The sequence below is a fragment of the Micromonospora sp. NPDC049497 genome (assembly GCF_044465805.1).
GTDB lineage: Bacteria > Actinomycetota > Actinomycetes > Mycobacteriales > Micromonosporaceae > Micromonospora.
Map to the genome: position 1 here is coordinate 316,111 of NZ_JBITMC010000004.1, position 25,689 is coordinate 341,799.

The window sequence follows — 25,689 nt, forward strand, 5'->3', positions numbered from 1 at the left end:
CGCGCGCGCCGGCCCGGCCGACCGCCGCCGGGGTCCGGCTCAGTCGCGCAGCCGCCGGCGCAACGTCACGTCCGTCCCCTGCTCGGTGCGACGGACCGACAGTTCCCCCAACGCCCGGATCAGCGAGAGCCCGCGCCCCCGGAAGCCGGTGCCGGTGGACTCCCGCCACCGGCCGGTGTCCCGCACCGTGGCCACCACGGTCCGGTCCTCGATGGTCACCTCGACGGTGATCGTCGGCTCGACCGGGTCGACCGGGTGCTCGATGGCGTTGGCGGCGGCCTCGGAGACCGCCACGGTGAGGTCGAACAGGTCGGTCTCGCCGACGGCGTGCGCCACGAGGAAGCCCTCCAGCCGCTTGCGCAGCACGCTCAGCCGGGTCGGGTCGGCGGGCAGCCGCAGCGCGAACCGGTTGAGTTCGGCGGCCTCCAGGGCGAGCACCGCCACGTCGTCGCGCAGGGGCCGCCCGGCGACGCGTTCCACGACCGCGTCGACCAGATCCGCCACGTGGTCGCCGTAGCCCGCCGCGTCGGACCGCAACTGCGCCAGCGCCTCGTCGATGCCCTGCTGCCGGTCCTCGATCAGGCCGTCGGTGAAGAGCAACAGCCGGCTTCCCGGTGTCAGCTCCCCCTCGACCGTCCGGTAGGTGGCGTCCGGGATCGCCCCGACCGGCGGGCCGAGGGCTCGGTCGTGCAGGAACGCCACGTCGTCTCCTCGGATCAGAAGTGGGGACGGGTGGCCGGCGCTGGCATACCGCAGCCGGCCGGTACGGGGGCTGAAGCAGAGGCACACGACCGTGGCGAAGGACCGACCCTCGGTGGACCCGACGAGCCGGTTGAGCCGGGTCAGTGACGCGCCGGGGTCGAAGCCCTCCAGGATGTACGCCCGCAGCGCGTTGCGGAGCTGACCCATCGCGGCGGCGGCCCGGACGCCCTTGCCGACCACGTCGCCGATCACCAGCACCAGCTCGTCGTCGGCGAGCGCCACGACGTCGTACCAGTCGCCGCCCACCTCCACGTCGGCACTGCCCGGCAGGTAGCGGCTGGCCACCACCGCGCCGGGCAGCTGCGGCAGCGAGCGGGGCAGCAGGCTGTGCTGGAGCGTGGTGGCGATGCGGTGCTCGGCCTCATAGAGCTGGGCGTTCTCCAGCCGTACGCCGACCAGTCGGGCCAGTTGGGTGAGGGCCGCCTCGTCGGTGTCCGCGCCGTCACACTCCGATCGCCAGACCCGCAGCTCGCCGAGCTGCTCCCCGGCGGTGCCGGTCAGCGGCAGCACCAGAGACGGCTCGATGGAGGTGATCCCGCCGCCGTCGGCCTCGTACCGCGCTCCGGTGGAGTCGACCACGACCCGGGCCGCCTCGGCCAGGTTCAGCGCGTGCCGCGCGGCGACCTGGAGCACGTCGGCGGTGGAGCGGGCGGTGTTGACCGCGACCGCCGCGTCGGCCAGCGCGCGCAGCCGGCGGATGATCTGGCCACGCAGCTGGCCCAGCTCGACGTTCGCGCGGACCCGGGCGATCAGCTCCTGGCCGGAGAAGGGCTTGGTGAGGTAGTCGTCCGCGCCCGCGGAGAGGCCGGCGACCGCCTCGGCCGAGCCGGCCCGGGCGGAGAGCAGCACGATCGGCACGTGCCGGGTCCGCGGGTCCGTGCGCAGCGCCGCGACCAGGCCGAATCCGTCCAGCCGGGGCATCATCACGTCGGTCAGCACCAGGTCGAAGGGGCTCTCGACGGCGAGCCGCAGCGCCTCCAGCCCGTCGGCGGCCGTCACGACCTCCCAGGACGGGGCGAGCAGCCGGGTGACGTGCGCGCGCAGGTCGACGTTGTCGTCGGCGACGAGGATCCGCCCGGACGGGGCGGACGTCGCACCGAGGGTCTCGGGACGTCCGGCGCCGTCGGCTCCGGCGGCCCCTTCGGCACCGGCGTCGGTCCGCTCGTCGTCGGTCCAGAACGCGGTCTCCGCGACGTACAGGTCGGCCTGCGCCAGCTCGTGCCCGCCCGCGGAGGAGACGTCGCTCACCCGGTCGGCCGGCAGGTGCGCGGAGCCGAACGGCAGGGTCACCGTGAAGGTGCTGCCCTCGTCGACCCGGCTGGTCACGTCGGCCCGACCGCCGTGCATCTCGACCAGCTCCCGCACCAACGCCAGGCCGATCCCGGTGCCCTCGTGCGTCCGCGAGCGCACCCCGGGCACCCGGTGGAAGCGTTCGAAGACGTGCGGCAGCTCCTCCGCGACGATGCCCACGCCGGTGTCGGTGACCTCCAGCCGGGCCAACCCGTCGATCACCCGCACGCGCACCCGGATCTCCCCGTCGAAGGTGAACTTCACCGCGTTCGACACCAGGTTGAGGACGATCTTCTCCCACATGTCGCGGTCCACGTGGACCGGCGCGGGCAGCGGCGGGCAGTCCACCGTCAGTCGCAGGCCGGCCCGCTCGATGGCGGACCGGAACGTGCTGGCCAGCCGGGCGGTGTAGCCGGCCAGGTCGGTCGGCTGGTAACGGGCGGCGAGCCGGCCGGACTCCAGGCGGGAGAAGTCGAGGACCGTGTTGACCAGCTTCAGCAGCCGCAGCGCGTTGCGGTGCATCATGGTCAGCCGATCCGTGTACGCCATGGGCAGCACCGGATCGGCGAGCAGGTCCTCCAGCGGGCCGAGCACCAGGGTCAGCGGGGTCCGGAACTCGTGGCTGATGTTGGCGAAGAAGTTGGTCTTCGCCCGGTCCAGCGCGGCCAGTTCCGCGGCCCGGGCCCGCTCCTGCTCGTACGCCAACTGCTTGCCGACGGCCCGGGAGAGCTGCGCGGCGGCCAGGTCGAAGAAGTTGCGGTAGTCGTCGGTGAGCGCGAGCCGGCGGGAGACACCCATCACCAGCGTGCCCACCGTCTCGTTGGCGGCCGTGATCGGCAGCACGAGGGCCCGCTCGTCGGCGTCCGGGGGGACGGCGTCGACCAGGTCGGTCGCGGCGACGGTGGCGGTCGCGCCGTCGACCGCGATCTCGGTGAGCAGCACCGGCGACGGCACGACGACGGTGCCCGGGCCGAGGCCGCTGGAACCGGCGAGGCCGAAGCCGCCGTCGGCGTCCCGCAGGTAGATCAACGCGAAGGGCACGTCCGCCCGGTGCCGGTCGAACACCTGCGCCGCGGACCGGCCCAGCTCGGCGGTGCTGCCCACCTCCGCGAGCTCGCCGCCCAGCTCGGCCAGGGCGCGCAGCCGGCGCTCGCCGAGCACCCGCCCGGTGGTCTCGGAGACGATGCAGAAGACGCCGTTGACGCTGCCGTCGAGGTCCCGGACGGGGTCGTACGAGACGTCGAAGTAGACGTCCTCGAGGAAGCCGTACCGGTCGATGACGAACGGGTGGTCCTCGCCGTGGTACGGCTCCCCGGTGCGGCGGACACCCTCCAGTACCGGCCCCAGCACGTCCCAGGTCTCCACCCAGTGCTCCCGCGCGGGCTGCCCGATCACCGCGGGATGCTTGGTGCCGATCGTGGGGAGGTAGGCGTCGTTGTAGAAGGTGAGATGGTCCGGGCCCCAGAACATCGCGATCTGCGACCGCGAGGCGAGCATCGTGCTGATTGCGTGGCACAGCGCCGAGGGCCAGGAGTCCGGGGTGCCGAGCGAGGTGGTCGACCAGTCGAAGGCCCGCAGCCGCCCGCCCATCTCGCCGCCACCGGCGAAGGCCGCGGCGAGCAGCGGCGGCAGATCCCGGTCACCGGCGCCGAGAGAGGGTCCTCCCCGCTCCGCGCCCTGCTGGGCCGAGCTCATGCAGCCTCCCGCTCCGGCCATGTCCACCCCGGCTCGATCGTCACCCGGGCACGTCCCGCCGAGATCGATCGGGCGTGACCGCCTTCTACCCGGACGGACCAGCAACGTAACGCATATGGCGCGGGATGCGCTGCTTACCTCCGCCTCATCGGGACGTCACCCACCCGCAACCTGCCGGCCGGTCGACCACCCCGGCGTCTGTGCGGACCGGATACGCGCGATCGACCGGATGACAGTGTGATGTGGAGCACAGGGCCCTGCTGGGGCCTACGCCCGCCCCACCTCCGACCGGTGACCGGCCGGTCGCCGGTCGGTCCACTCCCGGGCGGCGTCCACCAGGGCCGCGATCGGCCTCGGGTCCGGCTCGTTCTCCGGGTGCCACTGCACCCCGAGGAGGAAGGGCCGGTCCGGGTCCTCCAGCGCCTCCACCACCCCGTCGTCGGACCAGCCGGTCACGGTGAACCGGCCGGGGTCGGCGATCGCCTGGTGGTGGTACGAGTTGACCCGGTCCGCCCCGGCCATCACCCGCCCCGCCAGGCTGCCCGCGGCGAAGCGCACCGGGTGCTCCCCGTACTCGCCAGGGGCCGGGCGGTGCCGGTCGTGCCCGACCAGGTCGGGCAGGTGCTGGTGCAGGGCGCCGCCGGTGGCGACCGCGAGCAGCTGCATCCCCCGGCAGACGCCGAGCACCGGCAGGTCGGTGGCGAGAGCACCGGTGACCAGCGTCAGCTCACCGGCGTCCCGGACCGGGCGGCTCTCGGTGCGGGGGGCGGGAAGCTGGCCGTACCGTGCAGGGTCGACGTCGGCGCCGCCGGCCAGCAACAGCCCGTCGACGACCTCCAGCACGCCGGGGTCCCGGTCGTCGGGCGGCAGCACCACGGCCCGCCCGCCCGCCGCGGTCACCGCCCGGACGTACGCCTCCGGAACCAGCACCGCCGGCACGTCCCGCCACGCCGCCCAGCTTGCCGGCTCGACGTACGCGGTGATGCCGATGACCGGCCTTTTCATAGCGCTGGCACCGTTCGCGACTGCGGGGCTCGCAGGCCCGGCTCACTCCTCGCGCTCATAGGGGCGTGACGTACGCGCCGGTGATGCCCCCATCCACCACGAACTGCGCGGCCGTCATGAACGACGAGTCGTCGCTGGCCAGGAAGGCGACCGCGGCGGCGATCTCCTCCGGCTCCCCGAACCGCCCCATCGGCACGTGCACCAGCCGGCGCGCGGCCCGCTCCGGATCGGCCGCGAAGAGTTCCAGCAGCAGGGGCGTGGCGACCGGGCCGGGGCAGAGCGCGTTGACCCGGATGCCCTCCCGGGCGAACTGCACCCCCAGCTCCCGGGTCATCGCCAGCACCCCGCCCTTGCTGGCGGTGTACGCGATCTGCGAGGTTGCCGCCCCCATCAGGGCCACGAACGACGCGGTGTTGATGATCGAGCCCCTCCCCTGCCGCCGCATGTGCGGGATGACGTACTTGCAGCAGAGGTAGACGCTGGTGGTGTTGACCCGCAGGACGCGCTCCCAGGCGTCCAGGCCCGTCTCCAGGATGGAGTCGTCGTCGGGGGGCGAGATGCCGGCGTTGTTGAAGGCGACATCCACCCGCCCGTGCCGGGCGACGACCCCGTCGAAGAGGTCCCGCACGGCCGCCTCGTCGGCGACGTCGGTCGCGACGAACTCGCCGCCCACCTCGTCGGCGGCCCGCCTGCCCGCCCCGGTGTCGATGTCGACGCAGACCACCCGCGCCCCCTCGGCCGCGAACCGCCGTACGGTCGCCAGCCCGATCCCGCTGCCCGCACCGGTCACCACGGCGACCCGGTCCTCCAGACGTCCCTGCACGATGCTCACTCCTCCGTGGCGATGAAGACGTTCTTGACGTCGGTGAAGGCGTGCAGCGCGTCCGGCCCCAGTTCGCGGCCGAGCCCGGAGCGCTTCATCCCGCCGAACGGAGTCCAGTACCGCACCGAGGAGTGCGAGTTGACGCTGAGGTTGCCGGACTCGACCGCCCGCGCCACCCGGATCGCCCGGCCCACGTCCCGGGTCCAGATCGAGCCGGACAGCCCGTACTCCGTGTCGTTGGCGAGCCGGACCGCCTCGGCCTCGTCGTCGAACGGCAGCACCGAGACGACCGGGCCGAAGACCTCCTCCCGCCAGTGCCGGTCCGCGGGCGAGTCGGCGAGGAGGACCGTCGGGGCGTACCAGAAGCCGGAGCCGTCCGGGCAGGAGCCGGTGAACGCGACGGTCGCGTCGTCGACGTAGCCGGCGACCCGGTCGCGCTGGCCCGCCGAGATCAGCGGGCCCATCTCGGCGGTCTCGGCGGCCGGGTCCTCCACCCGCAGGGCGCGCACGGCCGGTTCGAGCAGCTCCAGGAAGCGGTCGTACACCGGTCGCTGGACCAGGATCCGGGAGCGGGCGCAGCAGTCCTGGCCGGCGTTGTCGAACACGGCGTACGGCGCGGTGGCCGCCGCCTTCGCCAGGTCCGCGTCGGCGAAGACGAGGTTGGCGCTCTTGCCGCCCAGCTCCAGCGTCACCCGCTTGACCTGTGCGGCGCAGCCGGCCATGATCCGGGTGCCGACCTCGGTGGAACCGGTGAAGCACACCTTGCGGACGGCGGGATGGGTGACGAACCGCTCGCCCACCACACTTCCCGCGCCGGGCAGCACGGTGAACACGTCCTCCGGGAGGCCGGCCTCGCGGGCCAGCTCGGCCAGCCGCAGGGCGGTGAGCGGAGTCAGCTCGGCGGGCTTGAGCACGACCGTGTTGCCCGCCGCCAGGGCGGGAGCGAAGCCCCAGGCCGCGATCGGCATCGGGAAGTTCCACGGCACGATCACCCCGACCACGCCGAGCGGCTCGTGGAAGGTGACGTCGAGGCCCCCCGGCACAGGGATCTGCCGGCCGGTCAGCCGCTCCGGCGCACCCGCGTAGTAGTCGAGCACGTCGCGGACGTTGCCCGCCTCCCAGCGCGCGTTGCCGACGGTGTGCCCGGAGTTGCGCACCTCCAGCGCCGCCAACTCCTCGACGTGGTCGTCGACCACGGCCGCGAACCGCCGCAGCAACCGGGCCCGGTCCCCCGGCGCGACGTTCCGCCACGACTCGTACGCCCGCGCCGCCCGCGCGATGGCCGCGTCGGTCTCCCCGAGCGAGGTCGCCGCAACGCGCGCGACAACCTCCCCCGTGGCCGGGTTCACCACGTCCGTCACGCGCGGGGGGTTAGAGGCGTTCGAAGCCACGGAAGAGTTCCCAGTCGGTCACGGCCGCGTCGAAGGCGGCGAGTTCCACGCGGGCGGCGTTGGCGTAGTGGGCGGCCACCTCGGGGCCGAACGCCTCCTGCGCCACCTGAGAGGACTCCCAGAGGGTGAGGGCGTCGCGGAGGGTTCCCGGGACCCGCTCGGCCGTGGCGTCGTCGTACGCGTTGCCGGTGCACTCGTCGCCCAGCTCCAGCTCCCGCTCGACGCCGTGCACCGCCCCCGCGACCAGGCCCGCGATGGCCAGGTACGGGTTGACGTCGGCGCCGGGCACCCGGTTCTCCACCCGCATACCCTGCCCGTGACCGACCAGCCGCAGCGCGCAGGTGCGGTTGTCGGTGCCCCAGCGCAGCGCGGTCGGGGCGAACGAGCCCGGCTGGTACCGCTTGTAGGAGTTGACGTTCGGGGCGAAGAGCAGGCTGAACTCGCGCATCGTGGCGAGCAGCCCGGCCAGCACCCGCTGCCCGGTCACGCTCAGGTGCGCCGGCCCGTCGCCGAGCATCGCCGAGGAGCCGGCGGCGTCCCGCAGCGAGAAGTGGATGTGGCAGGAGTTGCCCTCCCGCGCGTTCGGCTTGGCCATGAAGGTGATGGACACGCCCTCCTGGGCGGCGATCTCCTTCGACCCGTTCTTGTAGATGACGTGGTGGTCGGCGCAGGTCACCGCCTCGTCGTACCGGAAGGCGATCTCGTGCTGGCCGAGATTGCACTCCCCCTTGGCGCTCTCCGGCGTCAGCCCGGCACCGGCCATCTCGGTGCGGATCCGGCGCAGCAGCGGCTCGACCCGGGCGGTGCCCAGCAGCGAGTAGTCCACGTTGTACTGGTTGGCCGGGGTCAGGTCCCGGTAGCCACTGCGCCAGGCGTCCTCGTACGAGTCGCGGAAGAGCACGAACTCCAGCTCGGTGCCCGCGTACGCGGTCAGGCCGTGCGCGGCGAGCCGGTCCAGCTGGCGGCGGAGGACCTGCCGGGGCGAGGCGACCACCGGACCGGAGCCGTCCAGCCACTCCAGGTCGGCCAGGAGCAGGGCCGTGCCCGGCTGCCACGGCACCCGGCGCAGCGTGCCGAGGTCCGGCACCATCGCGAAGTCGCCGTAGCCGCGTTCCCAACTCGACATGTCGTACCCGTCGACCGTGTTCATGTCGACGTCGACGGCGAGCAGGTAGTTGCAGCCCTCGCTGCCGTGGGCGACGACCTGATCCAGGAAGTAGGGGGCGTGGAAGCGTTTGCCCTGCATCCGCCCCTGCATGTCGACCAGGGCGAGCACCACGGTGTCGATCTCGCCCTCGGCGACGGCGACCCGCAACTGTTCCAGCGTCAACGGCGTTCTGCTCATCAGCGGGTCTCCATCACCAAGGTCTACTCGCTCCCGCGATCACCGTCAATGCCCGTCACCGGTCGTCCCCCACGGAGGAGTTCCCATGCGCCGACACGCCGTCCTCGCCGTCGTCACCGCCCTCGCGCTCGGCCTGGGCACCGCCCACGCCCAGGCGACCGACCGACCACCCACGCCGGCCCGGGTGGACGCGCAGCCACCGCCCGCGCCGGGTCGCGTCGCCCCGGCGGAGGCCGGCGGGTACGACTTCGGCCGGCCGCAGGTCGTCGCCACCGGTCTGGAGGTGCCCTGGGGGCTGGACTTCCTACCGGACGGCAGCGCGCTGGTCGCCGAGCGGAACCAGGGCAGCGTCCTGCGGATCCGGCCCGGCCGCCCGCCCCGCGAGGTGGCCCGGATCCCCGGTGTCGTCGCCGGCGGGGAGGCCGGTCTGCTGGGCCTGGCCGTCTCCCCCACCTTCGGTCGGGACAGACTGGTCTACGTCTGCTTCACCACCACCTCGGACCTGCGGGTCGTCCGGTTCCGGCTGGGCCGGCCGTCGTCCGCCCAGGTGATCCTCAGCGGCGTCACCCGGGCCACCGCCCACGACGGGGGTCGCCTCGCGTTCGGCCCCGACGGCATGCTCTACGTCGGCACCGGTGACGCCCTGGTGCCGGGTCTGGCACAGGACCTGACCAGCCGCAACGGCAAGATCCTGCGGATCCGCCCGGACGGTGGCGTGCCGGCGGACAACCCGTTCCCCGGGTCGCCGGTCTACAGCTACGGCCACCGCAACGTGCAGGGGCTCGCCTGGGACGCGCGGGGCCGGTTGTTCGCCACCGAGCTGGGGGCGGGCCGGTGGGACGAGGTGAACCGGATCGTCCCCGGCGGCAACTACGGCTGGCCGGTCGTGGAGGGGATCGGCACCGACCCCCGTTTCCGGAACCCGGTGGTGGTCTGGTCGCCGGCCGAGGCGTCCCCGAGTGGCGCGACCTTCGCCGCCGGCATCCTCTACGTCGCCGCCCTGCGGGGCACCCGGCTGTGGGCCGTACCCGTCGACGACGCCGGTCGGGTGGGCGTACCGACCGCCGAGCTGGTCGGGGCGTTCGGCCGGCTCCGGACGGTCGAGCTGGCACCGGACGGATCGCTGTGGGTGGCCACCAGCAACCGCGACGGCCGCACCCCGCCGGGGCCGGACGACGACCGTGTCCTGCGCTTCACGCCCGGCGGGCGGACGCCGCAGCCTCCGGTGTTGCCGGCGCCCGCCGCACGCTGAGCCCGGCCGCCGGCCCCGCGCGGTGCGGGGCCGGCGGCGGGCGCGGGTCAGGCCGGCTCGTCGGCGCGCGCGGCCTCCGCCGAGCGGGGGCTCGGCAGGTCGACGGTACGCACCGGCCCGGTGAACCACTTCCGCGCCGACAGCCACCACCACAGCCCCACGCCGAGCAGCACCCCGCCCACCGCGATCGGCGCGTAGTTGACCGCCGACCACGTGAAGTCCGGGTTGCCGGGCACCCCGGCGGGGACGATCGGCAGGACGAAGTAGACCGAGATCACCGCGATCTCGATCACCGCGATCCAGCCGAGCAGCTTGTACCGGCGGCCCAGCGTCCACGGCCCCGGCTCGAAGCGGTCGCCGATCCGCGGCCGCAGCGCGATCGGGATGAAGAACGACAGGTACAGGCCGATCACCGCCACGGAGACCACCGCGTAGAAGGCGACCGGGATGCCGGCCGCGTTCGGGAAGAGCGCCGGCAGGGTGAGCACCAGCCCGGCGACGGTGGCGCCGATGATCGCGTTGACCGGCGTGCCGTTGCGGTCCACCTTCGACCACAGCCGCCAGCCGGGCACCGCCCGGTCCCGACTGAAGGCGTACGCCATGCGCGACATCGACGTCACGCAGCTAATTGCATTGCCGGGCAAAGCCCTGCGGCCGCATCCTTGACCTCGTGACCAGGCCCGATCGCGACGGGCCACCGGCCGGGCGCTCGGCAACGCCCGGCACCGCGGCGGCGCGGGGCACGTCACCTCTCTCTCACCCGAATCCGACGGGTCCCCGCGCCGCCACACCTCGCAGGGCTCAGGCGAACAGCAGGCCCAGCACCCACACGCCGGCGATGACCGCGCCGGCGAAGAACTCGACCAGCATGGCCAGGCCGGCGGCGGCGACCGCCTGCTTCGTGGCCGGCCAGGCCAGCCGGGAGTCACCGAGACGCAGGCGCTCCGCCGCCCACACCCCGGCGACGAAGCCGAGCACCAGCCCCACCACCGGGACGACGAAGAACCCGACCAGCCCCAGCAGCCCGCCGGCCAGGAGCGACGAGGTGGGGACCCCCGTGCGCTTGAGGTTCCGCCCCGGCCAGGCGTACTTGACGACGGTGCCGCCGGCGGCGACCACGGTGGCGGCGGCGAGCACCGCCCAGCGGCCGGGGCCCGCGCCGCCGAAGACCGCCCAGACCAGCACCCCGCCCCAGCAGAGCGGAAGCGCGGGCAGGCCGGGGACCACCACACCGGCCAGCCCGGCGAGGATGGCCAGCGCGGCGACCACCGAGACCACCGCCTGCGAATCGGTCACGCTCATCCCGGTGCCTCCGCCGCGCGCAGTCGGGCCGTGATGTCGGCGGCCGGGGCCGGCGCACCGAACCAGCGCCCCTGGCCGGTGTCGCAGCGCAACGCGCGCAGCCGCTCCGCCTGTGTCCCCGTCTCCACCGCCTCGGCGGTGACCCACAGCTCCAGCGCGTGCGCCAGCCGGACCAACGCGTCCACGATCCGCTCGTCCCGGTGGTCGGTGGACGGATCCGGACCGTCACCGCGGATCCCCTCCACGAACGGCCCGGCCAGCTTCAGGCAGTGGATCGGCAACCGGCGCAGGTACGCCAGGTTCGAGTAGCCGGTGCCGAAGTCGTCGATCGCCAGCCGTACGCCGAGCGCGGCCAGCCGGTGCAGCGACCGCAGCGGTTCCCCGGCGGTGCCCATCACGGCGCTCTCGGTCAGCTCCAGCTGCAGCAGGTCGGCGGGGAGGCCACTGCACTCCAGCGCGTCGGCGACGACGTCCACGATGGCCGGGTCGTCGGCCTGGCGGGCGGCGAGGTTGACGCTGACGACCAGGCGGGCCTGCGGGAACTGCCGCCGCCACTCCTCGGCGTCGTGGCAGGCCCGCCGCAGCACCCACTCGCCGAGCCGGACGATGAGCCCGGTCTCCTCGGCCAGCCCGATGAACCGGTCCGGGCCGATCAGCCCCAGCTCGGGGTGCTGCCAGCGGACCAGCGCCTCGACGGCGAGCATGGTGCCGCCCAGCAAGGACACGATGGGCTGGTAGTGCAGCACGAACTCGCCCCGGTCCAGGGCCGCCGGGAGCCCGGCGACCAACGCCGACCGGGCGATGTCGCGGGCGCTGCGTTCCGGGTCGTACACCGCCCACCGGCCGCGGCCCTCCGCCTTGGCCCAGTAGAGGGTGGTGTCGGCGGCCTTCATCAGGTCGGAGGCGCTGGTCTCGCTCACCGGGCACTCGACGACGCCGACGCTGGCCGAGACGGTGAGCTGCTTGTCGCCGACCCGCACCGGGGCGGACACCGCGGCGAGGGCCGCCTCCGCGACGGCCACCACGTCGTCGATGCCCGCGCCGTCGTCGACCAGGATGACGAACTCGTCGCCGCCCATCCGCGCCACCAGGTGGCCGCTGGCGGCCACGCACTCGGCGAGCCGCTGGGCGATGACGACCAGCAGCCGGTCACCGAGGTCGTGGCCGAGGCTGTCGTTGACCGCCTTGAACCCGTCCAGGTCCAGGAAGCAGACCCCGACCCGGCGTGCGGGGCCGGCGGTGTCGAGGACCAGGCCCAGGGTCTCGAAGAACAGGGTGCGGTTGGGCAGCCCGGTGAGCGGGTCGTGCAGCGCCTGGAAGCGCAACCGCTGCTGGAGTTCGTACCGCTCGGTGATGTCCTCGATCATCGCCACCGTGAAGCGGGGCCGGCCGTCGTCGTAACGGACCAGCGACACCGCCAGGTCGGTCCAGACGACGGTGCCGTCCTTGCGGTAGTAGCGCTTCTCGACCCGCGCGCTGTCGTGCTTGCCCTCGATCAGCTCCTGGTACAGCTCCCACATGCCGAGCGCGTCGTCCGGGTGGAACAGGGCGGCGACGTTGATCCGGCGCAACTCCTCCATGGTGTAGCCGAGCATGTCGGCGAACGCCTGGTTGACGTCGATGACCTGCCCGTCGATGCCGGCGATGCCGATGCCGATGGCCGCGCCGCTGAAGACCGCCCGGAAGCGGGCCTCGCTGTCCCGCAGCGCCTGCTCGACCTCGTCCCGCGCCTGCCACGCCGACCGCGCGATGCGTTCCTGCTGCGCGAAGGTGCGGTCTCGCAGGGCACGGGCGTAGCCGGCGGCGAGACCGCCCTGCAGCGCCGCCACCCGCTCCGCCAGGGCGTCGTCGTGCACGCGGTCGGGCAGGACCCGGGTGAGGAAGCCGTCGCCGAGCGCGCACACCGACCAGTCCAGCATGGCGGGGTCGGTCAGGTGCGCCTGCACCAGGGCACGGCCGACCTCCTCCGCCGGCCCCGCCGAGAACGGCTCGGCGAGGAGCGCCCGGGCCAACCGGACGGTGTGCAGGTGCAGCAGCCGCTCGGTCTCGACCGCGCCGAGCGGCACGAAACCGAGTCGGCGTACGGCGCGGGCCCACTCGGCCGCGTACCCCTGGACGCCCGCCCGGCTGACCTCGTTTCCGCCGGGATCGGGGAGGGCGGCCATGGGATCAGCCGGCGGACTCGTCGTACCGGGCGACGCCGCCGAACGCGCCGAACCGCTCCGGGTTGTCGTCCACGTCCGACGGGGAGTCGGGACGCCACAGCGGCATGTGCACCACACCGGGCTCCAGGATCGTCCAGTCGCCGAAGAAGCTGGTGATCTCGGCCCGGGACCGCAGGGTGATCTCGGTGTCGGTACGCGCGGAGAGCCGCTGCGCGTCCAGCATCTCCTGCGGCTGGTCCTCGAAGGTGGAGTGCGAGACGACCAGGTAGCTGCCGGGCGCGGCGGCGGCCCGCAGGGTCGCCAGGATGTCGCCGGGCCGGTCCGCCGCCGGGATGAAGTGCACGACACCGGCGAGGAGGATGCCCATGGGCCGGTTGAAGTCGAGCAGGCCCAGCTGGCGGGCCTCGGCCAGGATGCGCTCGGGCTCCCGCAGGTCGGCGTGGATCACGCCGGTCAGGTCGTTGCCCGCCAGCAGCTCCCGGCTGTGGGCCACCGCCACCGGATCGATGTCGACGTAGATCACCCGCGCCTTGGGGTTGGCGTTCTGCGCGACCTCGTGGACGTTGCCGACGGTCGGGATGCCGGAGCCGATGTCGAGGAACTGGTCGATGCCGTCTTCCAGCAGCACCCGCACGGCCCGGCGCAGGAACTCGCGACCGGCCCGCATGGTGGCCGCCAGGTTCGGGGTCATGCCGGCGATCTGCTCGGCGAGCTGCCGGTCGATCTCGAAGTTGTGCGCACCGCCGAGGAAGTAGTCGTACACCCGGGCCGCGCTGGGCCGGGAGAGATCGATCTCGGCGGGAAGTCCGTCCGGCATCTGCACTTCTTTACCCCATGTCTCGCCGCGGTGCGGGAGGGAACCGGCGACGGCGCGTGCGGGCACGCGACGACCGACCGGCCGACCCGCGGATCGTGTGGTGGTCACCACTCTAGGCCCGCCGCGCAGCGCTGCGGGAGATCCCCTTCCTCCACTTTCCTACCCCCGCGGGCGGACGATGACACTCCGAGACCGGGCCGTCACCCATCGATGACGGCCCGCGGCGTTGGGTCGGCACACGGCGGTCGTCAGGAGGCGCTCTCCAACAGCAGCGAGATGCCCTGGCCGACCCCGACGCACATGGTCGCGAGGGCCCGCCGGCCACCGCGCCGGCGCAGCTCCAGCGCGGCGGTCAGCGCCAGCCGGGCGCCGCTCGCGCCGAGCGGGTGCCCCAGCGCGATCGCGCCGCCGTTGGCGTTGACGTGCTCCGCGTCCTCCGGCAGGCCCAGCTCGCGCAGCACCGCGACGGCCTGCGCCGCGAACGCCTCGTTCAGCTCGACCACGTCGACGTCGGCGACCGAGAGACCGCGCCGGTCGAGCAGCTTCCGGGTGGCCGGCACCGGTCCCATCCCCATGACCCGCGGGGGCACACCGGCCGCCGCCGCACCGCCGATCCGGGCCAGCGGCGTCAGGCCGTACCGCGCGACGGCCGCCTCGGAGGCGACCAGCAGCGCGACCGCGCCGTCGTTGACGCCGGAGGAGTTGCCGGCGGTCACCGTGCCCCCGGCGCGGAACGGGGTGGGCAGCGCGGCGAGCTTCTCCAGCGAGGTCTCCCGGGGGTGCTCGTCGACCTCGACGAGCGCCGTCCCGCGCCGCCCGGCCGGCACGGTCACCGGCACGATCTCCTCGGCGAGGCGGCCGTCGGCCTGTGCCTTCGCCGCGCGCTGCTGCGACCGGTACGCGAACCCGTCCTGCTCGGCCCGGCCGACGCCGTACTCGGCGGCGACGTTCTCGGCGGTCTCCGGCATCGAGTCGATGCCCCACCCCTTCTCCATGAGCGGGTTGACCAGCCGCCAGCCGATGGTGGTGTCGTACATCTCGGCGGCGCGGGAGAACGCGGTCGTCGCCTTGGGCACCACGAACGGCGCCCGGCTCATGCTCTCCACGCCACCGGCCACCATCAGGTCGGCCTCGCCGGCCACGATGGACCGGGCGGCGGAGGCGAGGGCGTCCAGGCCGGAGCCGCAGAGCCGGTTGACCGTGCTGCCCGGAACCTCCTCGGGCAGGCCACCGAGCAGCGCCGCCATGCGGGCGACGTTGCGGTTGTCCTCGCCGGCCTGGTTGGCGCAGCCCAGCACCACGTCGTCCACCCGGGCCCAGTCCACCGAGGGGTGGCGGGCGATCAGCTCACGGATCACGTGGGCGGCCAGGTCGTCGGGGCGTACGCCGGCCAGGGCGCCGCCGTACCGGCCGAACGGGGTGCGGACACCGGCCACCAGGTATGCCACGGTCATCGTCAGGTCCTTCGCGGGGGGTGGGAAGGGTGGGGTCGGAAGCGGCCACCGGGTCGCGGGGGACGCCCGGCCGCCAGGATATCCGCGCCGGCAGCCGATAGGTTGGCCACATGGCCGGGGCCCAGTTCAGCGCAGAGACCAGCGGCGGCGGAGCGTTCGTGCGACAACCCAACCGGTTCACCGGTCGGGTCACCCCGCACTCGACCTCCCCGCCCGGGGGCGGACCGGACGACGAGGGGCGCTGGCCGCTGGAGGCGGGCCGCTACCGGCTGATCTGGTGCCGGGCGTGCCCGTGGGCGCACCGGGCACGGATCGTGCGCACCCTGCTCGGCCTGGAGGACGTGATCTCGCTGGGCACCGTCGACCCGATCCGGGACGAGCGGGGCTGGCGGTTCAGCCTCGATCCGGACGCGTTCGACCCGGTGCTCGGCATCGGCTACCTCTCCGAGGCGTACCTGGCGACGGATCCCGACTACACCGGCCGGGTCACCGTGCCGGCACTTGTCGACACGGTCACCGGCCGGGTGGTCACGAACGACTACCCGCAGCTCACCCTCGACCTGTCCACCGAGTGGCGGCGGTTCCACTCCCCCGACGCGCCGGACCTCTACCCGGTCGAGCTGCGCCCGGAGATGGACGCGCTGATGACCGAGATCCACCGCGACGTCAACAACGGCGGCTACCGGTGCGGCTTCGCCACCTCCCAGGAGGCGTACGACGAGGCGTTCCGGGCGCTGTTCGCCCGGCTGGACGCGCTGTCCGAGCGGCTGTCCGGCCGCCGCTACCTGATGGGGGACACGATCACCGAGGCCGACGTCCGGCTCTTCACCACCCTGGTCCGCTTCGACGTGGCGTACCACGGGCACTTCAAGTGCAACCGGCACAAGCTGACCGAGCTGCCGGTGCTGTGGGCGTACGCGCGGGACCTGTTCCAGACGCCGGGGTTCGGGGAGACCGTCGACTTCGACCACATCAAGCGGCACTACTACGGCACGCACACAGAGATCAACCCGACCGGCGTCGTGCCGCTCGGCCCGGACCTGTCCGGCTGGACCACGCCGCACGGGCGTGGCTGACCGGCGCCGGTCAGCCACGACCACCACGCCACCGGCCGGCACGGGCGCGCCCCGGGTCGCCGCCGCGTCGGCCGCCGCCGGCAGCACCCTGGCCGGCGCGGTGGCGGTGACGGTCGCGGTGGTCGCCGGTCCGGGGCCGGGTCTGACCGGGTACGTGAGCGAGGCGGGCGTCACCGACAGCCCGTATGCGGCCGCGTACCGGATCGGGGTCTTCGCCCTGGCCGCCGGGGTGCTGCTGCTGGCCGCGGCCCTGCCCCCGGTGCTGCGGGTGGTGGCGGGGCTGCTCGCCGCCGGCAGCGTCCTCGCGCTGGTCTCCGGCGCCGTGGCATGCAGCGCGGGGTGTCCGCTGCCGCCCTACGAGCAGGCCACGACCGCGGACCTGGTGCACGGCGGGGCGAGCATCGCGGCGGTGGCCGCGCTCGTGCTCGCGATGGTGGGGATCGTCCTCACGCCCGGCGCTCCGGCGGCGCTGCGGCGGATCGCCGCCGTGGGGGCCGGTGTGGCGTTGCCGCTGTCCGCCGCCACAGCCCTGGCCCTGCTGGCCGTCGGCCGGGGCGGCCTGACCGCCGCCCTGGAGCGGCTGCTGCTCCTGGTCTGCGTGCTCTGGGGCGTCGCCACCGCCACAGCCGTCGCCCTCCGCCGGTAAGGAAGGGCCCCCGCTTAACGCCTGCGGTAGAGGAAGGGCCCCCGCTTAACACCGCCTGTAAGGAGCGTCACGACCGGCGCTCCTTCCACCTCTCCGGTCGCGAGGAGTAGTTTCGGTCGGCGATGACCAATGTCTGGCACCTCACCGTGCGCCTGTACGTCGACCTTCGACTGCAGGCCAGCGGCGTCTGTCCGGCGCAGCCGCTCTCCTGACGCTGCCCCGTTCCGACCCCCAGACACTGGACACGCTCTCATGCCTTCCGCCCTGCGCAAGATCCCCTTCTCCGTGCAAATCCTGCTCGGCCTCGTCCTCGGTGTGGCGCTCGGCTTCCTGGCCCGCGCCAACGACCTCAGCTGGCTGACCAGCACCCTCGACACCGTCGGTGGCCTCTTCGTCCAACTGCTCAAGCTGGCCGTGCCGCCGCTGGTCTTCACCGCGATCGTGGTCAGCGTGGTGAGCCTGCGCGGCGTCGCCAACGCCGCCCGGCTCGCGCTCAAGACCCTGGTGTGGTTCGGCGTCACCGCGCTGATCGCGGTGAGCATCGGCATCGGCCTCGGCCTGCTCACCGACCCGGGCCGGGGCGTCACCCTGGACACCGCCGGCGCCACCGCCCCGCAGAAGACCGGCTCCTGGACCGACTTCCTCACCGGCATCGTCCCGACCAACCCGGTCGGCGCGTTCGTCGAGGGCAACGTCCTCCAGATCGTCTTCCTCGCCCTGGTGGTCGGCGCCGCCGCGCTGCTGGTCGGGGAGGCCGCCGAGCCGTTCGTCGCGTTCAACCGCTCGGTTCTCGCCATCGTGCAGAAGGCGCTGTGGTGGGTGATCCGGCTCGCCCCGATCGGCACGCTCGGCCTGATCGGCAACGCCGTCGCCTCGTACGGCTGGGACCTGGTGGCCCCGCTCGCGAAGTTCACCACCGCCGTGTACGTCGGCTGCGCGATCGTGCTGTTCGTCGTCTACCCGCTGCTGCTCGTGCTGGCCGGCCGGCTCAACCCGCTGCGCTTCTTCGCCGGTGCCTGGCCGGCCATCGAGCTGGCGTTCGTCTCCCGCTCCTCGGTGGGCACCATGCCGGTGACCCAGCGCTCCGTCGAGCGCCTCGGCGTCCCCCGCGAGTACGCCTCCTTCGCGGTGCCGTTCGGCGCCACCACGAAGATGGACGGCTGCGCCGCCATCTACCCGGCCCTCGCCGCGATCTTCGTGGCGCAGGTCTTCGGGGTCGACCTGGGCGTCACCGACTACCTGCTCATCGCCTTCGTCTCGGTGGTCGGCTCGGCCGCCACCGCCGGCCTGACCGGGGCGATCGTCATGCTCACCCTGACCCTGAGCACGCTGGGTCTCCCGCTGGCCGGCGCCGGCCTGCTGCTGGCCATCGACCCGATCCTGGACATGGTCCGCACCGCCACGAACGTGGCCGGGCAGGCGCTCGTCCCGACCCTGGTCGCCGCCCGGGAGGGCACCCTCGACCGGGAGGCGTACGACGCGGCCGGCCGGCGGGACGTCACCGAACCCGTCCCGACCGACCGTCGGCCGAGCCGTGACGAGGACCTCGCCCCCGTACCGGCCTGACGATCCACGGCTGCGGCGGGGCCGGTGGGTCCCGCCGCGGCCGTGTCGAGAGGATGACGAGATGAGCACCCTGTTCACCCCCCTCGCGCTGCGCACCGTGACGCTGCCGAACCGCGTCGCCCTGGCCCCGATGTGCCAGTACTCGGCCGGGCCGGACGGACTGCCCACCGACTGGCACCTGGTGCACCTCGGCACCCGCGCCGTCGGCGGCGCCGGGCTGGTCCTGACCGAGGCGACCGCCGTCGTGCCCGAGGGACGGATCACCCCCCAGGACACCGGCCTGTGGTCCGACGCGCACGTGGACGCCTGGCGACCGGTGACCGCGTTCGTCGCCGCCCACGGGGCGGTGCCGGCGGTGCAGTTGGCGCACGCCGGGTTCAAGGCTTCGACGTACCGACCGTGGGCGCCCCGCCGGGGCGGCGTGCCCGACACCGAGGGCGGCTGGACGCCCGTCGGCCCCGGTGCCGCGCCGTTCGTGCCCGACTACCGCGTGCCGGCCGCCCTCGACGAGGCCGGCATCGCCGGCGTGGTGGAGTCGTTCGGTACGGCGGCCGCCCGGGCGGTCGACGCCGGCTTCGCGGCGGTGGAGATCCACGCCGCGCACGGCTACCTGCTGCACGAGTTCCTGTCCCCGCTGACCAACCACCGCGACGACGCCTGGGGCGGCGACCGGGCCGGACGCATGCGGCTCACCCTGGAGGTCGCCCGGGCGGTACGCGCGGCGGTCGGCGAGGACGTCCCGGTGCTGGCCCGGATCTCCGCCACCGACTGGGTCGACGGCGGCTGGACGGTGGAGGACAGCGTCGCGCTCGCCGCCGAGTTGGCCGGTGCCGGCGTGGACCTGGTGGACTGCTCCTCGGGCGGCGCGTCGGCAACGGCGAGTGTCCCCGTCGGCCCCGGCTACCAGGTGCCGCTCGCCGCCCGCGTACGCCGGGAGGCCGGCGTGGCCACCGGCGCGGTCGGCCTGATCGTGGAGCCGGAGCAGGCCGAGGCGATCGTCGCCGCCGGCGAGGCCGACCTGGTGCTGCTCGGCCGCGAACTGCTCCGCGACCCGTACTGGCCGCACCGCGCCGCCGCGAAGCTCGGTGCCGCCGCCACCTGGCCCGCCCCGTACACCCGGGCCCTGTGAGGCCGCTCGGCTCCCGCGTTAAGAAGGGCCCCCCGTACAACGCCAGGCGTTAACGGGGGGCCCTTCCTTACACGCATCAGCCGGCGAGGTGGGACCAGCTTCCCTCCAGGTCGCGCCAGGGGCCCTGGGCGGCGACGCGGCCGGACTGGAGCACCACCACGTGGTCGGCGCGGACCAGCGCCGCCCGTTTCGAGGTGGAGCCGACCACCGTCACCCCGTGCTCGCGCAGCGCCTGCCACAGCGCCAGCTCGGTGGTCACGTCCAGCGCCGAGGACACGTCGTCGGCGACCAGCAGCTCGGTACGCGGGGCGAGGGCCCGGGCCAGCGCCAGGCGCTGCAACTGACCGCCGGAGAGCCGGGTGCCCTTGTGCCCGATGAGCAGCCCGAGCCCGCCCCCGGTGGCCGCCAGGTCGTGGTCGAGCTGGGCGGTCGACACCGCCGCCGCCGCGTCCACCTGGTGGCCGAGGGTGACGTTGTCGGCGACCGTCCCGGAGAGCACCCGGGGCAGCTGCCCGACGTACCCCACCTGCTGCGGGCGCAGGAACAGCTCCGGCTCGGTGACCGGCTCGCCGTTCCAGGTGAGCAGGCCGGTGTGCGGGGCGATGCCGGCCAGGGCGCGCAGCAGCGACGACTTGCCCGACCCGACCGGCCCGACCACCAGCACCAACTGCCCCCGGGTCACCGTCAGGTCGACGTCCCGGACGGCCGTCATGCCGTCGGTGTGCCGTACGCCGAAGCCGGTCAGCTCCAGCCGCCGCAGCGGGTGCCGGGGCGGCACGGCCGGCGCGGGCGCGGTCCCGGCGCCGAGGTCCACGTCGGGCACCGCCGCCGAGTAGGCCGTCCTGCCGGTCATCGCGGCCGTGCGGTGGGTCCACACCCGGGCCGACGGGACCTGCGAGATCAGCGACGCCGTCGTCCACGCGAACCAGCGCGCCGCGGCCAGGGTGGCGACCGCGACCAGCGTGGCGCCGGCGGAGAGCCCACCGGAGAGCAGGAGCGCCCACGCGCCGATCGGGAGCAGGCCGCTGACCACCGACGGCGTGGATCGGGACCACACCTGGACGGAGATCTCCCGCCGCTGCCGGTCGCTGCGGACCACGTCGAGGGCCGCGAGGTGCGCCAGCACCGGTCGGGTGGCACCGGCCAGCTTGACGGTGCGGGCCGCGGACAGCGCGGAGACCAGGGCGGTGGCGAACGCGGCGCGGGCGGTGACGGTGGCCCGGGCGGAGCGTTCCAACCGTGGGCCGAACAGGGTCGCCACCAGGCCGGAGACCACCATCGTCCCGGCGAAGAACAGCGCCGGGACGATGCTGCCGGTGACCGCCGTCATCGCCACCGCCAGGAGGACCGCCGCGAACTGGTCCAGCACGTTGTCGGCGAGCTGCACCACCCGTTCGGTGTCGCCGCCCTGGGCCACGACCTCGGCCGGCGTGTACCGGCCGACCCGGCGCGGGCCGGTCTGCCCGTGCACCAGACGCAGGCTGATCCGCAGCATCTGCCGCACCCACCACTGGGGGAACCAGATGCTCGTGTACCAGGGCAGCGGCAGCGTGACCAGCAACCCGGCGACGATCCCGGCCGCCGGCAGCCACGGCTCGCCGACCCCGTCGACCAGGTCGGCCCACAACCAGGGCAGCAGCGGACCGTCCAGGCCGACGAGGACCATGACGAGGAACAGCGCGAGCGCGCACAGCCCGTACCGCGGGTCGTTGAAGACCAGCCGCGCGATCTCCCGCAGCGTCCGGCCGAGCGTCGCGGTCGGCGGCGGGCCGTCGTCGGTCCGGTCGGTCGCCGGCCCGGCCGGCGCGGCGTCCGCGACCGGCCCGGCCGGCGTCGCCACGTCGGGCTCACCGTCGGACGATCCCGGTACGGACGACCAGGGGTCGTGCAGAAGGTCCACGCCCACCACGGACCGGCCCGGTGCACCGGCGCCGGCCAGCGCGCCGGCGTGGCTGGTGGCCAGCAGCTCGGCGAACCGCTCCGACTCGCGCAGCGGCCCCGCCTCGACCACCGCGCCGTCGGCCATCACCACGACCTCGTCACAGTGCCGCACCGAGGAGAGACGGTGGGCGATGACGATGCCGATCCGGTCGCGCAGCAGGCGTTCGGTGGCCCGCTGCACCCGTGCCTCGGTCACCGGGTCGAGCCGCGCGGTGGCCTCGTCGAGGATCACCACGCGCGGGTCACGCACGAGGATCCGGGCGAACGCGACGAGCTGCTCCTGGCCCGCCGACAGCGCGTGCCCACCCTCGCCGAGCCGGGTCCGCAGACCGTCGGGCAGCTCGTCGACCCAGACGGTCAGGCCCAACTCGTCGAGAGCCCGGGCGGCGTGGTCGAGCAGGTCCGGGTCGAACAGCGCGACGTTCTCGGCGAGCGTGCCGGCGAGGATCTCGGTGCGTTGGGGCACCACGGCGATCCAGCGGCGCAGCTCCTCCACGTCGAGGTCGAGCAGGTCCCGCCCGGCGAGGAACACCGTCCCGCGGGGCAGGTCGACGGCCCGGGTGAGCACCTTGGTCAGGGTCGACTTGCCGGATCCGGTCCGGCCGACCAGCGCGTACGACAGCCCGCGGCGGAACGTCAGGTCGACGTCGCGCAGCGCGGCCCGCCGCACGCCGTCGGTGCTCGGGTAGTGGAAGGTCAACCCCCGCACCACCAGGTCGCCGTCGCTGGGCGGGACGCCGCCGGTGGGCTCCTGCGGCGAGTCCTGGAGCAGCTGCACCCGCCCCCAGGCGCCGAGCGCGTACTGGAGTTCGGGCACCATCCGGCTCACGTGCTCGACGGTCGCGCCGAACGCGAGCGCGAGCAGCCACACCGCGGTCAGCCGCGCGCCGTCGATGCGGCCGGCGGCCAGCGCCCACGCGCCGCCGAGCACGACCACCGCGATGCCGCCGCGGTTGACCGCGCCGGCGATCGTGGTCACCTTCGCCGACATCCGCCACACCACCAGGCCGCGGGAGAGCACGGCCGCCGCGCGTCGGGCGTAGAGGCGCAGGACGTACGGGCGGGCCAGGCTGGTGCGGACGTCGTCCTGGCCGTGGATCGCCTCCTCCATCACCGCGGCCAGGTCGGACCAGGCCTCCTCCTCGGCCATCCGGGCCGGGACGATGCGGGCGGTGGGCCGGCGCAGGCCGATCGCGAGCGTCACCGCGAGCACCAGCATCGCGACGCCCGCCGGCCACCAGACGGCGAGGGCGACGAAGACCGACAGCACACCGACCGCCAGCATCTGCGCGATGCGTACGCCCTGGGCGCGCACCGCCGACGCCACCTGGTAGACGTCGCCGTCGATGCGGTCGAGCAGCTCGCCGACCGGGGTGGTCTCCAGCGTCGGCAGGTCCTGGCCGAAGGCGACCCGGCACAGCCGTCGGCGGACGTCGGCGGACCAGTCGGCGGTCACCCCGGCCATGACCAGGCTGACCACGAGGTCGGTGGCCACGGCGGCGACCAGCGCCACCGCGAGCAGCGTGAAGAAGCCCACCGACCGGTGTACGAGGACCGGCCCGGCCAGCGCGGACGCCGCCGCCTGTCCTGCCCCGCCGAGCACGATCAGGCAGGCCACGAGGGTCATCCGGCGGGGCGAGGTGGCCCACATGTCACGGAGCAGACGCATGGTGACCCCTTACGGCACGACGGTGGCGGAACAACCAGCCTCGCCGTCACGGCCCGGCCGCTCAACGTATTTACGCGTCGATGCGACGCCTGTCGACGTGCTCCTCCACCCGCGACTCAGGTGCGGGCCGCCCGGCGGACGATGCCGAGCAGCGCCTCCTCCACGTCCGCGATGGGCCGGTCCGGCTGGAACACGAGCCAATCCACCACCACCCCCGTTGATCGACTCGGGTTCTGTGAAGTCGGGGTGTCCGGGTGCGATCGATGCCCCGGTTTCAGTGAAGTCGAGTGGATCTCCGCCCGGCTCCCTGGTCTCGGCGTCCGTTATCGGACCGGGTGTCCGTTCTGGGGTGTGACCGGGGGCATCCTGGCGGCGGAATCGTGGCCGGTCGGGGGTCGTTACATTGGTGGACGATCGAGCAGGACGCGCAGCCCTCGGGCGTGGGTCGCCCGGCCCGGGAATGATGGTGGCCGGCCGGTCGTTGAATCCCCTCGACGAACACGGGACCGCCGACATGCGGGTCCCCGGCCCCCCGGGAATGACGGCGGGTAGCCGGTCGTTACATCCCCCTGGCACCGCGGACGAGCAACCCCCTGCTCGACGAGCGTGTGCCGATCCCCCGACATCTTCTGAGCGCCGGATGGTGCCTCGCACCCCGTACGGCCGATCCCCCTCGGCCCAGGGTGCTGACCCCCGAAGGAGCTTCCCCATGAACACGATCATGCGTAAGAGCGTTCTCGGTATCGCTGGTATCGCCTTCGCCGGTGGCATCTTCGCCGGCCCCGCCACCGCCACCGCCCCGGCCGTGGAGTCGACCCCGGTCGCCGTGGTGCAGGCCGACAAGACCGACACCGGCAAGCTGATCCCGCACGGTGTGCAGGGCAAGCAGTCCCGCATCGACCTCACCGACGAGCAGGTCGGCAACGTCAAGGCGATCATCGCCGCGACGAAGAAGGCCGACATGGACGAGCGCGCCGCCGTGGTGTCGATCGCGACCGCGCTGCAGGAGTCGAAGCTGGAGAACCTGGGTCACCTGGGTGAGCGCAACGACCACGACTCGCAGGGCCTGTTCCAGCAGCGCCCGACCTCGGGTTGGGGCACCGTCGAGCAGATCACCGACCCCGAGTACTCGACGATGGCGTTCCTGAAGGGCCTCAAGCAGGTCGACGGCTGGAAGGACATGCCGCTGACCAAGGCCGCCCAGACCGTCCAGGTCTCGGCCTACCCCGACCACTACGCCCAGTGGGAGCAGCAGGCCGCCGACCTCGTCGCCAAGCACTGGAACAGCTGACCACTGCAACGGCTGACCCCGGAAACACACCGCTGGCCGGCACCCGAACACCGGGTGCCGGCCAGCGGCCTTTCCGCAGTCAGAACAGGACGGTGGCGAGGGTGCCGACGGGACGGAACCCGCAGCGCTCGTACACCCGCCGGGCGGGCCAGTTGAAGTCGTTGACGTAGAGGCTGACCGTCGGCGCGATCCGCTGGAGCGCGTCGCGCACCACGGCGGCCATCGCCGCGGTGGCCATCCCCCGCCCCCGCCACTCCGGGGCCACCCAGACTCCCTGCACCTGGGCGGTCCGCCGGGTGACCACCGCCAGCTCCGCCTTGAACACGACCTGACCGTCGACGAACCGGGCGTACGCCCGACCGGCCCGGACCAGGTCGGTGACCCGCCGCCGGTAGCTGCGCCCGCCGTCCTCGGCCAGCGGCGACACCCCGACCTCCTCGGTGTACATCGCGACGGCCGCCGGGAAGAGCCGGTCGACCTCCCCGCCGCGCACCCGGCGCACCTCCGGGTCGGGCGTGACGCCGGGCATGGTGTCCGTCGCCAGCAACGGCTGGTTGGGGCGTACGTCCCGGGCGGGCCCCCAGGTCGCGGAGAGGCGGTCCCAGAGGCCGAGCACGGCGTCGGCCCGGCCGACGATCGACGAGCAGAGCCGTTCCTCGCTGGCGAGCAGGTCGGCGAAGGCGGCGACGGCCGGTTCCGAGGCGAGCACCGGGGTGAGGTTGCCGCCCAGCCAGCAGAGCGACTCGACGTTGCGCCGGGTGCCGTAGCCCAGCACCCGCCCCTCGGCACGCCACCAGGCGAGGCCACGCGCGGCGATCCGCTCGGCGACCTGCGCGCCCGCGAACGGGTCCAGGTCGAGCAGACGCTCGACCGCGCGGCGCTCCGATTCCCCCAGTTGCCGTACCGGCACCGTCAGCACGACTACCAGCCTGCCAGACGGGCGGGGTGCGCGCCGGTCGACCTGACGACCGGCTCAGCCGTCTTCGCGGCGGGCCGCCGCCGGCGCACCAACCGGGCGGGGACAGCCGACGGCCAGCCCGTACGTACGGTTCGAATCCCGCGCCCCGGCG

General features: G+C 73.9%; 18 protein-coding genes. 6 read left to right on the forward strand and 12 right to left on the reverse strand.

Annotated elements, in window-relative coordinates; genetic code table 11:
• Nucleotides 1–39: 39 nt before the first annotated feature.
• The 5 genes from ACIBR0_RS09205 to ACIBR0_RS09225 form a co-directional block, all read right to left on the reverse strand.
• On the reverse strand, nucleotides 40–3,747 hold the full coding sequence (locus ACIBR0_RS09205) for a SpoIIE family protein phosphatase (RefSeq protein ID WP_396713753.1): 3,708 nt from the start codon (nucleotides 3,745–3,747) through the stop codon (nucleotides 40–42).
• Between the two features lie 267 nt (nucleotides 3,748–4,014).
• Entirely contained in the window at nucleotides 4,015–4,752 is a 738-nt protein-coding gene (locus tag ACIBR0_RS09210; RefSeq protein WP_396713755.1) for a gamma-glutamyl-gamma-aminobutyrate hydrolase family protein, read from the reverse strand.
• Between the two features lie 55 nt (nucleotides 4,753–4,807).
• Nucleotides 4,808–5,575: a 3-oxoacyl-ACP reductase gene (locus ACIBR0_RS09215; protein ID WP_396713757.1), complete on the reverse strand. Its 768-nt coding sequence runs from the start codon at nucleotides 5,573–5,575 to the stop codon at nucleotides 4,808–4,810.
• Nucleotides 5,576–5,580: 5 nt separating this feature from the next.
• Nucleotides 5,581–6,936, reverse strand: coding sequence for an aldehyde dehydrogenase family protein (locus ACIBR0_RS09220; RefSeq protein ID WP_396713759.1), 1,356 nt, complete (start codon nucleotides 6,934–6,936; stop codon nucleotides 5,581–5,583).
• Between the two features lie 10 nt (nucleotides 6,937–6,946).
• Complete coding sequence (locus ACIBR0_RS09225; RefSeq protein ID WP_396713761.1) at nucleotides 6,947–8,311, reverse strand: glutamine synthetase family protein; 1,365 nt, start codon at nucleotides 8,309–8,311, stop codon at nucleotides 6,947–6,949.
• Nucleotides 8,312–8,396: 85 nt separating this feature from the next.
• On the opposite strand from ACIBR0_RS09225, the gene ACIBR0_RS09230 reads away from it, so the two are divergent.
• On the forward strand, nucleotides 8,397–9,563 hold the full coding sequence (locus ACIBR0_RS09230; protein ID WP_396713763.1) for a PQQ-dependent sugar dehydrogenase: 1,167 nt from the start codon (nucleotides 8,397–8,399) through the stop codon (nucleotides 9,561–9,563).
• Between the two features lie 47 nt (nucleotides 9,564–9,610).
• On the opposite strand, the gene ACIBR0_RS09235 is transcribed toward ACIBR0_RS09230, so the two are convergent.
• The 5 genes from ACIBR0_RS09235 to pcaF form a co-directional block, all read right to left on the reverse strand.
• The gene (locus tag ACIBR0_RS09235) at nucleotides 9,611–10,354 is read right to left on the reverse strand and encodes an amino acid permease (protein ID WP_396713765.1); all 744 of its coding nucleotides are present in this window, start codon (nucleotides 10,352–10,354) and stop codon (nucleotides 9,611–9,613) included.
• Nucleotides 10,355–10,364: 10 nt separating this feature from the next.
• Complete coding sequence (locus ACIBR0_RS09240; protein ID WP_357036289.1) at nucleotides 10,365–10,865, reverse strand: DUF456 domain-containing protein; 501 nt, start codon at nucleotides 10,863–10,865, stop codon at nucleotides 10,365–10,367.
• A complete protein-coding gene (locus ACIBR0_RS09245; protein WP_396713768.1) occupies nucleotides 10,862–13,030 on the reverse strand; it encodes a putative bifunctional diguanylate cyclase/phosphodiesterase in 2,169 nt (722 codons plus the stop codon). Before ACIBR0_RS09245 ends, ACIBR0_RS09240 begins: the two co-directional genes overlap by 4 nt.
• 4 nt (nucleotides 13,031–13,034) lie before the next feature.
• Complete coding sequence (locus tag ACIBR0_RS09250) at nucleotides 13,035–13,853, reverse strand: SAM-dependent methyltransferase (protein WP_357036295.1); 819 nt, start codon at nucleotides 13,851–13,853, stop codon at nucleotides 13,035–13,037.
• 242 nt (nucleotides 13,854–14,095) lie between these two features.
• Nucleotides 14,096–15,301: a 3-oxoadipyl-CoA thiolase gene (pcaF, locus tag ACIBR0_RS09255; protein WP_396713770.1), complete on the reverse strand. Its 1,206-nt coding sequence runs from the start codon at nucleotides 15,299–15,301 to the stop codon at nucleotides 14,096–14,098.
• Nucleotides 15,302–15,411: 110 nt separating this feature from the next.
• Between pcaF and ACIBR0_RS09260 the strand changes: the two genes are divergently transcribed.
• The 4 genes from ACIBR0_RS09260 (at nucleotide 15,412) to ACIBR0_RS09275 (ending at nucleotide 19,718) form a co-directional block, all read left to right on the forward strand.
• A complete protein-coding gene (locus ACIBR0_RS09260) occupies nucleotides 15,412–16,377 on the forward strand; it encodes a glutathione S-transferase family protein (RefSeq protein ID WP_396713772.1) in 966 nt (321 codons plus the stop codon).
• Nucleotides 16,370–17,023: a DUF998 domain-containing protein gene (locus ACIBR0_RS09265; RefSeq protein ID WP_396713774.1), complete on the forward strand. Its 654-nt coding sequence runs from the start codon at nucleotides 16,370–16,372 to the stop codon at nucleotides 17,021–17,023. The genes ACIBR0_RS09260 and ACIBR0_RS09265 overlap by 8 nt, the downstream gene beginning before the upstream one ends.
• Nucleotides 17,024–17,287: 264 nt before the next feature.
• Nucleotides 17,288–18,589 carry a dicarboxylate/amino acid:cation symporter gene (locus ACIBR0_RS09270; protein ID WP_396713837.1) on the forward strand — a complete coding sequence of 434 codons (1,302 nt, stop codon included), beginning with the start codon at nucleotides 17,288–17,290 and terminating at the stop codon, nucleotides 18,587–18,589.
• A 61-nt stretch (nucleotides 18,590–18,650) separates the two neighbouring features.
• Nucleotides 18,651–19,718 (forward strand): NADH:flavin oxidoreductase/NADH oxidase, encoded by a 1,068-nt coding sequence (locus tag ACIBR0_RS09275; protein ID WP_396713776.1) that lies wholly within the window; start codon nucleotides 18,651–18,653, stop codon nucleotides 19,716–19,718.
• Between the two features lie 76 nt (nucleotides 19,719–19,794).
• Here ACIBR0_RS09275 and ACIBR0_RS09280 read toward each other — a convergent pair whose 3' ends face one another.
• Nucleotides 19,795–23,328 (reverse strand): ATP-binding cassette domain-containing protein, encoded by a 3,534-nt coding sequence (locus ACIBR0_RS09280; protein ID WP_396713778.1) that lies wholly within the window; start codon nucleotides 23,326–23,328, stop codon nucleotides 19,795–19,797.
• A 709-nt stretch (nucleotides 23,329–24,037) separates the two neighbouring features.
• Between ACIBR0_RS09280 and ACIBR0_RS09285 the strand changes: the two genes are divergently transcribed.
• Entirely contained in the window at nucleotides 24,038–24,619 is a 582-nt protein-coding gene (locus tag ACIBR0_RS09285) for a hypothetical protein (protein ID WP_396713780.1), read from the forward strand.
• 79 nt (nucleotides 24,620–24,698) lie between these two features.
• On the opposite strand, the gene ACIBR0_RS09290 is transcribed toward ACIBR0_RS09285, so the two are convergent.
• Complete coding sequence (locus ACIBR0_RS09290; protein WP_396713782.1) at nucleotides 24,699–25,538, reverse strand: GNAT family N-acetyltransferase; 840 nt, start codon at nucleotides 25,536–25,538, stop codon at nucleotides 24,699–24,701.
• Between the last annotated feature and the right edge of the window lie 151 nt (nucleotides 25,539–25,689).

What these genes read in the sequence shown, in the direction of transcription:
- ACIBR0_RS09205 (WP_396713753.1), bottom strand. Translation starts at nt 3,747, where the DNA reads ATGAGCTCGGCCCAGCAGGGCGCGGAGCGGGGAGGACCCTCTCTCGGC.
- ACIBR0_RS09210 (WP_396713755.1), bottom strand. Translation starts at nt 4,752, where the DNA reads ATGAAAAGGCCGGTCATCGGCATCACCGCGTACGTCGAGCCGGCAAGC.
- ACIBR0_RS09225 (WP_396713761.1), bottom strand. Translation starts at nt 8,311, where the DNA reads ATGAGCAGAACGCCGTTGACGCTGGAACAGTTGCGGGTCGCCGTCGCC.
- ACIBR0_RS09230 (WP_396713763.1), top strand. Translation starts at nt 8,397, where the DNA reads ATGCGCCGACACGCCGTCCTCGCCGTCGTCACCGCCCTCGCGCTCGGC.
- ACIBR0_RS09240 (WP_357036289.1), bottom strand. Translation starts at nt 10,865, where the DNA reads ATGAGCGTGACCGATTCGCAGGCGGTGGTCTCGGTGGTCGCCGCGCTG.
- ACIBR0_RS09245 (WP_396713768.1), bottom strand. Translation starts at nt 13,030, where the DNA reads ATGGCCGCCCTCCCCGATCCCGGCGGAAACGAGGTCAGCCGGGCGGGC.
- pcaF (WP_396713770.1), bottom strand. Translation starts at nt 15,301, where the DNA reads ATGACCGTGGCATACCTGGTGGCCGGTGTCCGCACCCCGTTCGGCCGG.
- ACIBR0_RS09260 (WP_396713772.1), top strand. Translation starts at nt 15,412, where the DNA reads ATGGCCGGGGCCCAGTTCAGCGCAGAGACCAGCGGCGGCGGAGCGTTC.
- ACIBR0_RS09275 (WP_396713776.1), top strand. Translation starts at nt 18,651, where the DNA reads ATGAGCACCCTGTTCACCCCCCTCGCGCTGCGCACCGTGACGCTGCCG.
- ACIBR0_RS09280 (WP_396713778.1), bottom strand. Translation starts at nt 23,328, where the DNA reads ATGCGTCTGCTCCGTGACATGTGGGCCACCTCGCCCCGCCGGATGACC.
- ACIBR0_RS09285 (WP_396713780.1), top strand. Translation starts at nt 24,038, where the DNA reads ATGAACACGATCATGCGTAAGAGCGTTCTCGGTATCGCTGGTATCGCC.